15 protein-coding genes are annotated in these 12,886 nt (G+C 42.3%); 9 read left to right on the top strand and 6 right to left on the bottom strand.

Features of this window, described 5'->3' with window-relative positions; all coding sequences use genetic code 11:
• Window positions 1-6: 6 nt before the first annotated feature.
• Complete coding sequence (locus R2Q85_RS11875) at window positions 7-831, bottom strand: aminotransferase class IV (protein WP_316812002.1); 825 nt, start codon at window positions 829-831, stop codon at window positions 7-9.
• Window positions 828-1,961, bottom strand: coding sequence for a P1 family peptidase (locus tag R2Q85_RS11870; protein WP_316812001.1), 1,134 nt, complete (start codon window positions 1,959-1,961; stop codon window positions 828-830). Before R2Q85_RS11870 ends, R2Q85_RS11875 begins: the two co-directional genes overlap by 4 nt.
• Before the next feature lie 160 nt (window positions 1,962-2,121).
• Here R2Q85_RS11870 and R2Q85_RS11865 point away from each other — a divergent pair, with 160 nt between their 5' ends.
• The 8 genes from R2Q85_RS11865 to R2Q85_RS11830 all read left to right on the top strand — a co-directional run bounded on the left by R2Q85_RS11865 (window position 2,122) and on the right by R2Q85_RS11830 (window position 8,692).
• The gene (locus R2Q85_RS11865; protein WP_316812000.1) at window positions 2,122-3,213 is read left to right on the top strand and encodes an MBL fold metallo-hydrolase; all 1,092 of its coding nucleotides are present in this window, start codon (window positions 2,122-2,124) and stop codon (window positions 3,211-3,213) included.
• Window positions 3,214-3,273: 60 nt separating this feature from the next.
• Window positions 3,274-3,651 carry a hypothetical protein gene (locus R2Q85_RS11860; protein ID WP_316811999.1) on the top strand — a complete coding sequence of 126 codons (378 nt, stop codon included), beginning with the start codon at window positions 3,274-3,276 and terminating at the stop codon, window positions 3,649-3,651.
• Window positions 3,642-4,442 carry a hypothetical protein gene (locus tag R2Q85_RS11855; RefSeq protein WP_316811998.1) on the top strand — a complete coding sequence of 267 codons (801 nt, stop codon included), beginning with the start codon at window positions 3,642-3,644 and terminating at the stop codon, window positions 4,440-4,442. Before R2Q85_RS11860 ends, R2Q85_RS11855 begins: the two co-directional genes overlap by 10 nt.
• On the top strand, window positions 4,443-5,369 hold the full coding sequence (gene miaA / locus R2Q85_RS11850) for a tRNA (adenosine(37)-N6)-dimethylallyltransferase MiaA (RefSeq protein WP_316811997.1): 927 nt from the start codon (window positions 4,443-4,445) through the stop codon (window positions 5,367-5,369). It abuts the gene before it with no gap.
• Window positions 5,370-5,469: 100 nt separating this feature from the next.
• Entirely contained in the window at window positions 5,470-5,979 is a 510-nt protein-coding gene (locus tag R2Q85_RS11845) for an outer membrane beta-barrel protein (protein WP_316811996.1), read from the top strand.
• Between the two features lie 139 nt (window positions 5,980-6,118).
• On the top strand, window positions 6,119-6,646 hold the full coding sequence (locus R2Q85_RS11840) for a hypothetical protein (protein WP_316811995.1): 528 nt from the start codon (window positions 6,119-6,121) through the stop codon (window positions 6,644-6,646).
• Window positions 6,647-6,745: 99 nt separating this feature from the next.
• Window positions 6,746-7,282: a DUF3347 domain-containing protein gene (locus R2Q85_RS11835; RefSeq protein WP_316811994.1), complete on the top strand. Its 537-nt coding sequence runs from the start codon at window positions 6,746-6,748 to the stop codon at window positions 7,280-7,282.
• Window positions 7,283-7,405: 123 nt separating this feature from the next.
• Window positions 7,406-8,692, top strand: a complete 1,287-nt coding sequence (locus tag R2Q85_RS11830) for a citrate synthase (protein ID WP_316811993.1) — start codon at window positions 7,406-7,408, stop codon at window positions 8,690-8,692.
• Window positions 8,693-8,775: 83 nt separating this feature from the next.
• Here R2Q85_RS11830 and R2Q85_RS11825 read toward each other — a convergent pair whose 3' ends face one another.
• The 4 genes from R2Q85_RS11825 to R2Q85_RS11810 are packed head-to-tail and all read right to left on the bottom strand — an operon-like array spanning window position 8,776 to window position 12,463.
• Entirely contained in the window at window positions 8,776-10,041 is a 1,266-nt protein-coding gene (locus tag R2Q85_RS11825; protein ID WP_316812030.1) for a nucleoside permease, read from the bottom strand.
• 9 nt (window positions 10,042-10,050) lie between these two features.
• Entirely contained in the window at window positions 10,051-10,662 is a 612-nt protein-coding gene (locus R2Q85_RS11820; protein ID WP_316811992.1) for a bifunctional nuclease family protein, read from the bottom strand.
• A 50-nt stretch (window positions 10,663-10,712) separates the two neighbouring features.
• Window positions 10,713-11,684, bottom strand: a complete 972-nt coding sequence (locus tag R2Q85_RS11815; protein ID WP_316811991.1) for an electron transfer flavoprotein subunit alpha/FixB family protein — start codon at window positions 11,682-11,684, stop codon at window positions 10,713-10,715.
• A 41-nt stretch (window positions 11,685-11,725) separates the two neighbouring features.
• On the bottom strand, window positions 11,726-12,463 hold the full coding sequence (locus R2Q85_RS11810; RefSeq protein WP_316811990.1) for an electron transfer flavoprotein subunit beta/FixA family protein: 738 nt from the start codon (window positions 12,461-12,463) through the stop codon (window positions 11,726-11,728).
• A gap of 83 nt (window positions 12,464-12,546) precedes the next feature.
• Here R2Q85_RS11810 and R2Q85_RS11805 point away from each other — a divergent pair, with 83 nt between their 5' ends.
• Window positions 12,547-12,882 carry a tetratricopeptide repeat protein gene (locus R2Q85_RS11805; protein WP_316811989.1) on the top strand — a complete coding sequence of 112 codons (336 nt, stop codon included), beginning with the start codon at window positions 12,547-12,549 and terminating at the stop codon, window positions 12,880-12,882.
• Window positions 12,883-12,886: the final 4 nt, after the last annotated feature.

The following is a 12,886-nucleotide window of genomic DNA, read 5'->3' as shown; positions in this document are numbered from 1 at the left end:
TCAAGGCTAGCTCGCTTTTATTTTGAGCAGTTCCTGAAGTTTCGAAGTAAGCGGCCCGAGCTTTCCATTGCCTATGCTTTTTCCATCAATTGTGGTAACGGGCATAATGTTTTTGGTAGTGCTGGTAATGAAAGCCTCCTTTGCGCCAGCCAGTTCATCCAGCGTAATTTCCTTTTCTATGATGGGTATTTCTGTTTGTGGCAGGCTAAGGATATTTTTACGGGTAATGCCTTTTAATATGCCATCACCAGCGGTAAGTACCTCATTGTTGGCGGTAACCAGGAAAAAGTTGGCCCTTGGACATTCTCTTAAGGCCCCATTGTTGTGGTAAAGTACATCTTCGGCGGCATTTTCTTTAATAAGAGGCTGCAGCCAGATCGCTGTCAGGTAATCGAGGGTTTTGATGTGTGAAAGCTGACGCTGATAATTATAGGTAACCAGTTTAATTCCTTTGTCGATAGCGTGTTGATGAATGCTAAAGCTATTTTGTGTGATGATCAGGTTGGGCTGCTCTGCCAGGTTATAGCCATCTGCTGAATAACCACCGGTAAGGGTGATCCTGATGCCGGAATCTGGCATGTTGTTCAATTTCATCAGTTCTTTAAGGATTTCTTTGAGCTGGGCACGCGACTGGCTTACCTGTAGGTGCATCTGCGCTGCAGAATAGTAAAACCGATCCAGGTGATCGTCCAGGAATATGGGCCTGTTGTTTACGGTTTTAAAAAAATCAAATATTCCATAACCACGCTGGACAGAAAGGTCTTTTACGAGGATAGCAGACTGACTGGCCTGAAAAAAGGCATCATTGATAAAGACAAAATTGCTGCTCATTGTTTTAGGATATTATAGCGTTTTAAGATGGGGATCACTTTATCAAGTGGGATGGCAGGTACTTCATGGCCGTTCCCTTTAAGGTCTTCTGCTGCAAAAAGTGAGTTAATGATGGCTTCCTCGGTAGCCTCAATGGCAGCCATGAACAATGCTGAAGTATGATCGTTGCTGAGCAGTTCGCTTGTCTGTGTGGCGCTTAATGGTTGGTGTGCAACCCGGAGTTTTTCGGCTGTAGAAAATGCAATGACATAATCCCCGCTGCCGTTAGCGGCAATGCCGCCGGTTTTTGCCAGCCCCATGAATGCCCTTTTGGCCAGACGTTCCAGGTTGCGGCTATCTATTGGTGCATCGGTAGCTAGTACGATCATGCAGGAGCCATCTACATTATTCAGCAGCTGGTTGCTGAAGGAGAATTTGCCCAGTTCTTTTCCTACGGGAGCGCCGTTGATTTCCAATACGCCCCCAAAGTTGCTTTGTACAATCACGCCAATCGTATAACCGCCCAAACTGGAAGGTAACTTCCTGGATGAAGTGCCTATGCCACCTTTAAAGCCGAAACAAACGGTACCCGTACCAGCGCCAACATTTCCTTCGGCTACCTTTCCGGTTGTTGCGCTGCTGATCGCATTCAGCACATGCTGTATAGTTACATGCCTGCCCCGGATGTCGTTTAAATAACCGTCATTGGTTTCGCCAACCAATGCATTTACCGATTGCACTTTTTCATTTCCCGGCAGTTGCAGGGTATATCCGATCAGTGCTTCCATGGCGGTAGCCACATTTAGGGTATTGGTCAGCACAATTGGGCTTTCCAGGTTGCCCAGTTCTTTTACCTGTGTGCTTCCGGCAAGCTTACCAAACCCATTGCCAGCAAATATCGCCGCCGGTACTTTTTGCTGGAAGAGGTTGCCGGAATGAGGTATTATGGCGGTTACACCTGTACGGATCTTATTGCCTTCAATCAGGGTGCTATGTCCAACTTTAACTCCCGGAACATCGGTAATGGCATTAAGCGGGCCTGCAGGCAATACCCCGATTTTAATTCCGTAAGCACTTGCCCTTAATTTTTTCTGTGCGGACAGGAGCAGGGGGAACAGTAAACAGAGCAGGAAAGCGAACTTTTTTAACATGCACAATATTAAGGATATGTTGGCTAAGATGCAATTGATGTGTAGCTACAGTGTAAATTTAATGCCGCGCCCGAAGGAATGCTTTACAGCATCCTCAGGTTAATTATATTTGTTGGGCTGCGTAAATGAGCAAGGCCGGAAGGCACAAAAGAATGATTTAATGAAAAAAACTATGTATGTTATTGTAGTGATCCTCGTGTTACTGGGCCTGCTGACGGCTTTGGTACTTCGCATGCCTGTATTCGGAAATCTGCCTGCCGGCAGCCGTTTGGAGCGGATTAAGAAACTGCCCAATTATAAAGAAGGTGCCTTGCAAAATCTTTCACCAACGCCGATGAAGCCGGATAGTGTGAGTTACTGGGATATGATCAAGGGAATGATCAAAGGAAATGAACACAGTTCGCCGGCTAAAGCTTTAGCGCATATTGCACCTGATTTTAGTACATCGGCTCAGACTAAGCTCATCTGGTTTGGCCATTCTTCTTATTTTTTACAGATAGACGGGCTGAAGATCCTGGTAGATCCGGTATTCGGCAAACGTCCTTCGCCATTTTCTTTTATGGGCAGTAGCGCTTACCCCGGTACAGATTTTATCAAAGTGGATGATTTTCCGGAAATAGACATCGTTTTAATTACGCACGATCATTATGATCACCTGGACCATCAGAGTATTTTAAAGCTGAAGGATAAAACCGGATTGTTCATCACTTCTTTAGGTGCAGGTGCACACCTGGAATACTGGGGTGTGCCGGCCAGTAAGATCCGGGAACTGGCATGGGGGGAGGAAACACTGTTTAAGGGCTTAAAATTTACTGCAGCTCCTGCAAGACATTTTACGGGAAGGGCATTTAAAAGAAACCAGACTTTATGGTCGGCCTTTGTTTTAGAGGGTGCCATACATAAACTATATCTGGGCGGTGATTCGGGATATGACACGCATTTTAAACAGGCAGGCGAACAATATGGTCCTTTTGACCTGGCAGTACTGGAATGTGGACAATACAATGCTTACTGGCCTTTGATCCATATGTTTCCGGAACAGACTGTGCAGGCGGCTAAAGATCTGAATGCAAAAGTACTGCTGCCTGTTCACTGGGCTAAGTTTACATTGGCCATGCACGCCTGGAATGAGCCGGCCATCCGGGTGGTAAAGCAGGCAAAAGCAGAAAATTTTAAGATTACTACGCCTTTACTGGGCGAATCTGTTATTTTAGATGAAAGTTATCCCTCAAAGGAATGGTGGCTGGATTAAGCATTTATTCCTAAACAATAGCTTTAATTTACTGTTGTAATAGCAATTGAGCTTAAGATCATGAAGACAGATTTTATAGAAATATTTCAAACCATCAGGGCTGTTTTACAGCCTTATGCTACTTTGGGTTTCAGCAACAGGCTGAACACGGAAACCACTTACGACCTTTGGAGTGATAAAAATGTAGTTATTGATGAAAAAAAAAGAAACGAGGTCTATTTTGCTGCGGTGATGATCCATAAAGGTCATGTTGGTTTTTATTACATGCCGGTATATGCCGAACCGGAAATGAAACGTATTTTTGACCCTTCGCTTTTACAATTGTTAAAAGGTAAGTCGTGTTTTCACATTAAAAAATTAGATGATGCACTTTTAGGGCATATTGAAGACGCGCTGGCCGAGGGCTATAGATTATATAAAGAAAAAGGTTGGGTATAACATCAGTCTGGCAAAATGAATTGTGTTTGGCGCTTGAAGAAATAGGCCTGGAAGTTGAACTGCAAATGCAGGATTCCTACACCTTGTTACTTTGTAATAAAAAAATACTGCTCAACCTCTTATCTTTGGATAAGCATTATCAACCTTCTGCGCTCATTGCCTTGCAAGCTGAATACCAGGCTAAAGATATGCTCTTGTTACAGATATGGGAGGATATCTGGTATGCCAGGCCGGCGCAGGTATTGGGTAGGATACGCTCGGTACTAGGCCTAAATAAGCGCCTTCATGCCCGTAAGGCTGAAATAATGGTGATCAACCAACAGCAGGCAGACGATTTTTTGAGTTTGCATCACCTTCAGGCATCGGCCAGGGCCAAATATAAATTTGCACTTTCTATGGAAGGAGAAATTGTTGCTGTGGCTTGTTTCAGCAGTTTAAGGCCAATGAAAAGAATTGCTCCAACTTACCAATCTGCAGAACTGATCCGTTTTGCCAGTCTTACAGGTTATACCGTAACGGGGGGATTCCGTAAGCTGCTGAAACATTTTGTGCAACTGACCTGTCCGGATGATGTGATGAGTTATGCTGACCGCGACTGGTCGCTTGGGAATGCTTATGCAAAAGCTGGCTTTGTACTTACAGAAACTACAGCGCCTGCAGAGATCTGGCTCTATAAAAAAGATTTTTCCAGGTATTTTGTGCACCGTTTACCTGTTGATGTGATTTCAAATGCGGAAGGTTATTTACGTATTTTTAATACGGGAAACTTAAAATACATCTTATACTTGTAAATGGAAGCGCACAAATTACTCATTCTAATCGGACCAACGGCCTCAGGTAAAACCAAACTGGCTGTAGCATTGGCCGGGGCATTGGATGCGGAAATTATCAGCGCAGACAGCAGACAGGTATTCTCGGGAATGGACATCGGTACAGGTAAAGATCTTAAGGAGTACCAGCTGGATGGAAAACAAATTCCACATCACCTGATAGACATCAGAAATCCAGGAGAAAAATACAATGTAAATGAATTTAAGGAGGATTTTTACCAGGTATTTGAGCAGTTGAACAGGGAGGGAAAAAGGGGCATACTCTGCGGCGGTACCGGTATGTATATCCATAGCTTATTACAAAACCATGCTTATACCACTGTGCCTGTTGATCCTGAATTGCGGGAGAGGCTGCAGCTGCTGGACATAACTGACCTGAGAAAGCTATTATCGGATTATCCTCAGGCCCATACCAGGCATGCTGACCTTTCTTCTGTAAAAAGACTGATCAGGGCTATAGAAATTGCAGCATATTTAAGTCATCATGCATTGGAGATACCCAAACGCCCGGCGATTGATCCTACTGTGATCGGCCTCTGTTCTGATGTGGTTAAGCGGAGGGAAAGGATTGTGAAAAGATTGGAAATGCGACTGGAAGAGGGGATGATAACCGAAGTTCAGGGACTGCTGGATCAGGGGGTAAGCAAAGATATGCTTACTTTTTATGGATTGGAGTATAAATTTATTGTGTCCTATCTGCATCATGAAATTTCCTATGCTGACCTTAAGATCCGGTTGGGGACCGCAATCTGCCAGTATGCAAAAAGGCAAATGACCTTTTTTCGGAAAATGGAAAAAGATGGGGTTAAAATCCATTGGGTTAATACGGATGGCAGTGCAGATCAATTAATTGAGGGTATAATTTCTTTATACCAGGACGGTTCTTAATGTATTAATTGTTTATTTTTTCTTCTGTGGCATGCCATTTGTAAAGAAATTATCAGTGCTGTTTAGTTCAGCATTAATAATTTAAATAAACGAATCAAAAATGAAAAGAACTACAAAATTATTAGCTTCTGCAGTAGCTGTCGTGGCTTTGTTTTTTACCAGTAATGTTAATGCTCAGTCCGGTGATTCTAAAGCATGGCGCTTGGGTGTTGGGCTGAATGTTGGTGTACCTACTACCACAGGGTATAGCCTTGCAATAGGGGGTGATTTGCGTTTACAAAAAGATTTCAGTTCCAATGTTTCAGGATTGTTATCTGCAGGTTATACCAGTTTTTCATTAAAAGACAGCTATGGTGGCGGAAGCTTCGGAATGGTACCTGTTAAAGCCGGTGCTAAATTTTTCTTAGCAGAAAGCTTATATGCATCAGCCGAAGTGGGTGCAGGATTTGGTACAGAATCTGGTTCAAGCACTGCTTTTTTATGGGCCCCTGGAATTGGTTATGGTTTTGACAATGGTTTAGACCTTGGCTTACGTTATGAAGGTGCCGAATTTAGCGGCGCATCATTGGGTCAGGTTGCCCTGAGGATTGCTTACGGATTTAAGTTGTAACCACTTTTACTTAAAACAAAAGCCGGATGGTATTTATACTGTCCGGCTTTTTTATTTAAATGACTTTTCCTGAAAACCGGAATGAATAAAAATTACGTATATCTAAAGCAAAAAACATCATTTAAACTTAAACACAATTATGAAAAGAGCTACTAAATTATTCACTTTCACCGCATTGTTTATGGCAGCGTTTGTTACAGCAAATGCTCAAATGACTAACTTAAGCAGGGGAGTTAGACTTGGTATTGGGATTAACGGCGGGATCGCTGAGAAAAATTCTCCATTTAAAAATGGATATGGAGCAGATTTAAGGCTGGATTTCGAGCTGATGGAAAATTTATCTATTACTGCTACAGGTGGGTACACACGTTTAGCCTGGGAAAACGGTGGCGGTGATTATGATTTTATTCCGGCTAAAGGCGGCATTAAGATTTATCCTTTTGACGCTACAGGTTTTTATACCCTGGGAGAAATAGGTGCAGGCTTTGGCATAGAAGAAGGCGCTAAAACCTCTTTGTTATGGTCTGGTGGAATTGGTTACGAATGGGTTAAAGGTTTAGACATCAGCACAAGGTATGAGGCTTACAGTCAGAATAGTGCTTCCACGACTTACGTGCCATATAATGGGCAGTTTGCCTTGCGTCTTGCTTACGCCTTTAAATTGTAGGCTTGTAAATCAGCTAATTTCGGTAAAGCCCTTGATTTTTTCAGGGGCTTTTTTAGTTATTTAAAATTAAAATGCTATTTTAACCAAAAAATAGAGATAATGAGGAATTATTTGGCAGTTGTGCTGCTTTTTGGCTTAATTTCTTGCAATAATACCGATCAAAAGTCTGCAGGAAACTTGAATAAAGACAGCACTTCGAAGGTTGATGTGAAAAGCCAGGTGATAGCATTGAAGGACAGTAAAGTTCAGGCAATCTACGATGGCTACATCGGATTAAAAAATGCATTGGTGCAAACCAAATTTGGAGCAGCACAGCAGGCAGCGGCTGCGCTTAAAACTGACCTGGCCGCTTATAAAGGTTGCGAAAGTACTGCCCTGACTGCCGGAGAAATTGCTGTCGCAAAGGATATCAAAACCCAGAGGAAGGCTTTCACTTCTTTAAGTGCTGATGTGATTGCTTTGTTTAAACATGCGGATATCAGTAAAGGAAGCATTTTTGTACAGCACTGTCCTATGGCCAATAATGGTGATGGCGGTGATTGGCTGGCTACTGAAAAGAAAATACAAAACCCTTACTATGGCGAGGAAATGATGGACTGTGGCCGGGTAGTAGAAGAAATCAAATCTGGTAAGTAATTTTTTTGATTCTTACTTGTTTTTGACGCGCATTTAATAATAATTTAACAGCTTTGTTATAATAAGCTAAAAGCTAACCGGAATGGATTAGTTAAGTTTGTTTTTATAAATTTAAGAATATATATGTCAGATATTGCAGAAATTAAGATTGATGGAAAAGTGTATGAATTCCCCGTTATCACTGGTACCGAAGGGGAGAAAGCTATAGATATTTCGAAACTTAGAGACCTAACAGGTCATATCACTTTAGACTTTGGATACAAAAATACAGGCTCTACCAAGAGTGCAATAACTTTTTTAGACGGAGAACTGGGTGTGTTAAAATACCGCGGTTATCCAATTGAAGAACTGGCAAAAAAATCTACCTTTTTGGAGGTAGCCTATTTATTGATATATGGCGATTTACCTACACAGGATCAGCTGAATGATTTTCAATCACAAATCAGCCGGCACACCCTGATCCATGAGGACATGAAGAAGTTCCTGGATGGTTATCCGTCAAAATCGCATCCGATGGCCCAGCTGGCATCATTGGTGTGTTCTTTGTCAACTTTCTATCCGGAATCTTTAAATGCGAATTCATCTCCGGAAACCATGGACTTAACCATGATCAAATTGTTGGCTAAGTTTCCAACTATTGTTTCTTTCATATATAAAAAATCTTTGGGTCATCCGCTGATCTATCCTAAAAATAAATATGACTATATCAGCAACTTCCTCAACATGATCTTTGGTCAGCGTACAGAGGAAGTAGAGATTGATCCTGTTGTAGTCAGTGCGATGAACACGCTGCTGATCTTACATGCAGATCATGAACAGAACTGTTCTACATCAACGGTAAGGATTGTAGGTTCTTCTGATTGTAACTTATATGCATCCGTTTCAGCAGGTATTGATGCGTTATGGGGGCCACTTCATGGTGGTGCAAACCAGGCTGTAATTGAAATGCTGGAGCTGATCAAAGAAGATGGGGGAGATACTGAAAAATGGATCAACAAAGCCAAAGATAAAAACGATCCTTTCCGCATGATGGGTTTTGGGCATAGGGTTTATAAAAACTTTGATCCAAGGGCCAAGATCATCAAAAAAGCCTGTGATGATATTTTAGAAAAACTAGGCATCAACGATCCGGTATTAGAGATTGCAAAAAAACTGGAAGAGGCTGCCTTAAGCGATCCTTATTTTGTTCAGCGTAAGTTATATCCTAACGTAGATTTTTATTCAGGTATCATTTACAGGGCTTTGGGCTTCCCGACAGACATGTTTACGGTATTGTTTGCATTGGGCCGCTTACCAGGATGGATTGCCCAGTGGAAAGAAATGCATGAGAACAAAGAACCTATCGGTCGTCCGCGTCAAATCTATGTAGGGCATACCGACAGGAATTTTACGGCAATAAAAGACAGATAACAAGGTTATATAATTCAACATAAAACCCCGGCTGCATTTGCAGACCGGGGTTTTTTATGGGGTGTACCCGAATGTATTTTTTATCAATGGCCCATTGCTTCGATGGCCTTTTTTTCGGCAGTGTTGTGTTTGTATTTGAATACAAAAGGAAAGATAATGGCGAGTACCAGGGTATAGGTTGCAAAGGTGATCCAGATGTTGTGCCAGTCTTTGCTCTGGTCTGCGTAGGTAAAGAACTTATCAATGATAAAGCCGCTGGTAAAGCTACCAAAGAGTGCACCAAAACCGTTTACCATCATCATAAATAAGCCCTGGGCACTGCCACGTATTTTTGCATCGATCTGGGTTTCCACGAACAGTGATCCGGAGATATTGAAAAAATCAAATGCCATTCCGTAAATGATGCAGGACAGGATGATCATCCACAGACCACCGGCAGGATCGCCAAAAGCAAATAACCCAAATCGCAATACCCAGGCCAGCATACTGAACAGCATGACGTACTTGATGCCAAATTTTCTTAGGAAAAAGGGGATGGCCAGTATGAACAGGGTTTCTGAGATCTGTGAAATGGACATGATGATGGCCGGGTATTTTACTGCCAGCAAATCCTCAAATTCGGGTACGTTTTTGAAATCATGCAGAAAGGTATCGCCATAAGCATTGGTGAGTTGCAGGGCAGCCCCGAGGAACATGGAAAAAAGAAAAAATACAACAAACTTTTTTTGTTTGAATAGGGTAAAAGCGCGTAAACCCAAGGCATCAATAAATGATTTGGAATCAACTTTGTTGGCCAGTGGTGGGCATTTTGGTAAAGTAAAGGCATAAAGGCCCAATGCCATGGAAACTGCCGAAGCAATGTAAAACTGGTTGGATGTGGCTTCGCTGCCAGAAAGGCTGACTACCCACAATGCAGCAATAAAGCCTATCGTTCCCCAGATCCTGATGGGTGGGTAATCTTTTACCACATCTTTTCCGCTACTTTTTAAGGCAGAATAAGCAACTGTAATAGAAAGCGATAGGGTGGGCATGTAAAAGATCATGTTTAACAGGATTACCCAGAAAAAAGTACCCGGGTTGTCGACCATGGGTAAACAGAACAGCACCACTGCGCCGCAGATGTGCATCAGTCCATATAGTTTTTCCGCATTGATAAAACGGTCAGAGATGATTCCCGTAAGTGCAGGCATGAAAATAGCGGAGATGCCCATGGTAGAAAAGATCGCCCCGAATTCGGAGCCAGACCACTTTTTATGTTGAAACCAGTACACCCCAATCGTGATCAGCCATGAACCCCAAATAAAGAATTGCATAAAATTCATCAGGGTCAGGCGAAACTTAACGTTCATCATAAGCTTTTATTTAGCTCCTCTTTTATTGATCTCATCTCGTATCCTGGCCGCTTTTTCGTAGGCTTCTTCAGCAATTGCTTCCTGCAGTTTCTGGTGTAGCTCTTCTATGCTCAGCGACTTATAGCTGGATGAAGGGATAGAAGAGAGGTCTTCAGTGCCCTGTTCTTTGGATAAATTGTCAATATTTTCAAGAAAAAGGAAATCATTTCCTTCGATAACGATACCTGCAGAAGAAAGAATGAATTCGTAGGTATAAATGGCTGCGTTAAACCTTACGGCAAGCGCAATGGCATCGGAGGTACGGGCGTCAATTTCATGGGTGGTGGTGCCATCTGTACAAATCAATTTAGCGTAAAATACACCTTCTACGAGGTTGTAGATCAGGATTTCCTGAATATCAATGTTGTAGATCTGGGCAAAAGTTTTGAACAGGTCGTGGGTCAATGGCCTGCTTGGGGTCATCTTTTCAATTTCAATGGCGATGGCCTGGGCTTCAAAAGCGCCAATAATAATAGGTAAACGTCTTCTGCCATTTACTTCTCCTAATACCAGTGCGTAAGCGCCCGATTGGGTTTGGCTATAAGATAGACCAACAATATCTAGTTTTACTTTTTTCATATGAAGTAAAACACCCGGAAACAAAGAAAATATTGCTTCCGGGTGTTCAATTAACCTTTATGTGCTTTTAATGCTTCTATTAATTTTGGTACAACTTCAAATGCATCGCCAACAATACCATAGTCGGCAACTTTAAAGAAAGGCGCTTCGGGATCTTTATTGATCACTACAATAACCTTTGATGAACTTACCCCGGCCAAATGCTGGATCGCTCCTGAAATACCAATGGCAATGTAAAGGTTTGGACTGATCGCAATACCGGTTTGACCAACGTGTTCCGAATGTGGTCTCCAGTCGGCATCTGAAACCGGTTTCGAACAGGCGGTAGCCGCACCAAGCAATGAAGCCAGCTCTTCAATCATTCCCCAGTTTTCTGGTCCTTTTAAACCTCTTCCTGCCGAAACAACCAATTCTGCATCGGGCAGAGATATTTTATTGGTAGCCCTTACAATTTCTTTTACGATAGCCACAAGGTCTGTCGATTTGATTTCCGGACTAAAAGCTTCTATGGCCGCTTCAGTAGCATTTTCCTTTACACCAAAAGCATTTGGGTTCAGGGCAATTACCTTCACCACCGAACTAAGTTCGGTAATGGCAAAAGCTTTTCCGGAGAAAGCCGTTTTCTTTACCTGGAATTTTCCGCCATCCAGCTGTGGCAATTCTACAGCGCCATCAACCAGCCCTGCCTTAAGTTTTACAGCAATTCTTGGTGCCAGACCTTTACCAGAAAAAGAATTGGACAATACCACCACATCAGCATTCTCCTTTGTGGCTGCTGCTGCGATTACAGCAGCATAAGCCTGGTTTACAAAACTTTTTAACTGCTCGTTCGAAACGTTTAACACTTTAGCAGCGCCGTATTTACCCAATTCTTTGAGTTCGCTGTCTGCAACGTTGCCGATAGAGATGGCCGTTAAATGGCTATTTTGTTTGTCTGCAATGGCTTTTGCATAAGAAACCGCTTCAAATACAGATTTCTTAAACTTACCATCTACTTGCTCTACATATACTAAAACTGACATAGGATCTTTATTAAATGATTTTTAAAATTTGAAACAGGGGATTAGATAACTTTGGCTTCCTGGTGCAGCAGTGTGATTAAGCTGGCAGCTTCTTCTGCCGGAACCAATTTAACCGCTCCACGGGGAGCGGGTGTTTCAAATTGTTGTATTTTACTCAATTGTTCTATTTCTTTAGCCTCCACCACCTGCAAAGGTTTGGAGCGGGCAGACATGATTCCCCTCATGTTTGGTATTTTAGGTTCTGCAGTGCCTTCTGCACAGCTGGCAATAAATTTACCACTTACAGAAATGACTTCCTTACCGCCTTCAATTTCACGTTCAATAGTAGCGGTGCTGCCGTCATAGTCCAGTTTTTTGATGATGGATATAGAAGGGATGTCAAGGAATTCACCGATCATTGCTGCAACCTGTGAACCATTGTAGTCAATAGATTCACGTCCGCAAAGGATCATGTCAAATTCATTGCTCTTCGCATATTCGGCAATCTGATAGGCGGTAAAATATGCATCTCTCGGTGTGGCATTGATCCTTACGGCATCATCTGCACCAATGGCCAGTGCTTTTCTTATGGTAGGTTCTGTAGCGCTCTCTCCAACATTAATTACGGTTACTGTTCCTTTTCCACCTTCACAAAGCTCAATTGCCCTCGACAGGGCAATCTCGTCATAAGGATTTACAATGAACTGAACTCCGGAGGTATTGAATTGTGTATTATCGTTGGTAAAAGTTATTTTTGTCGTTGTGTCTGGCACGTTACTGATACAAACTAATATTTTCATAAATTGATTTTTAAGATGATGATGATTTGATATGAAATTTCATTGTCCTTTTGCAAATCTAATTAAAAAAGCAGGGATTTAAAATGCAAAGTACCCGATTGGCAAAGTTATTGGAGTTTTTACAAAGTGATCCCAATGATCCCTTTGTACTGTACGCACTGGCTACAGAATATAATACGGCAAACGATACAGAAAAAGCGCTGGAATATTACTTAAAGCTGACTACTGATCATCCTGATTATGTAGGCACTTATTACCATTTGGGTAAACTTTATGAAAAGCTGCAGCAAAGTGAGCAGGCAATAGCCGTTTACCAGCAGGGAATGCTGGTTGCCCGGAACAAGCGTGATATGCATGCTTTTTCTGAATTGCAGGGTGCTTATAATTCAGCTGCCGGTTTAGATTACGAAGACGATTAATTGG

Source organism: Pedobacter heparinus, assembly GCF_032678725.1.
In the GTDB taxonomy this organism is placed as follows: Bacteria; Bacteroidota; Bacteroidia; order Sphingobacteriales; family Sphingobacteriaceae; genus Pedobacter; species Pedobacter heparinus_A.
Note: the sequence above shows the minus strand (reverse complement) of the source record. Positions and strands in the feature narration are given on the sequence as shown.